Origin of the sequence: Polaromonas aquatica (genome assembly GCF_042659145.1) — a bacterium.
In the GTDB taxonomy this organism is placed as follows: Bacteria; Pseudomonadota; Gammaproteobacteria; order Burkholderiales; family Burkholderiaceae_C; genus Polaromonas; species Polaromonas aquatica.
The window spans coordinates 1-513 of record NZ_JBHSRS010000019.1 but is presented as its reverse complement, the minus strand read 5'-3'; the positions used below and the strand labels follow the sequence as shown (position 1 = coordinate 513).

The 513-nt window shown below is 60.2% G+C and carries 1 protein-coding gene; it reads right to left on the bottom strand.

Features of this window, described 5'->3' with window-relative positions; translation table 11 throughout:
- Positions 1 to 513: Tn3 family transposase (locus ACFQND_RS12155; RefSeq protein WP_377413580.1), on the bottom strand; the 513-nt coding region annotated here is incomplete at both ends.

Genomic DNA, 513 nt, shown 5'->3' with positions numbered 1-513 from the left:
GGTGGAATGACCTGCCGGCGGTTCGACCAGCGATCCAGAACTGCCTGCATTTGTGAGGTATTCCATGCCATCACGATGTTGGCCAGCAGACTCAAGGCGTCGGCCACTGCTTGCATTTCGTCCACACGCTTGGCCTGTGCCGGACTGATCCGGCCGGTATAAATGGCGCGCTTGAGGGCGTTGACCGCCTCGCCCCGGTTGAGCACTCGCCGCAATTCGTTGCGGAAGGCGTCTTTGACAAAGTAGTCCGCCAAAAATGCCGTGCGCAGTAGACGTCCCAATTGCACGCCAGCGTCATAGATTGGATCGCCTTGGGCCGCAGAGCCAAACCGCGCCAGAGCCGCCACCGCGCTGGCGTGCCCACTCATGACCGAGGCCGCCAAGTGCACCAGGCTATCCCAATGTTTTTCGATCAATGCAATGTCAACGTTTGCCTCGCACACAGCAGCGATTTCGGCGGGCACCTTGGTGCCGCGTGGCACGAACAGGTGACGCTGCTTGAGTTCCTTCAGC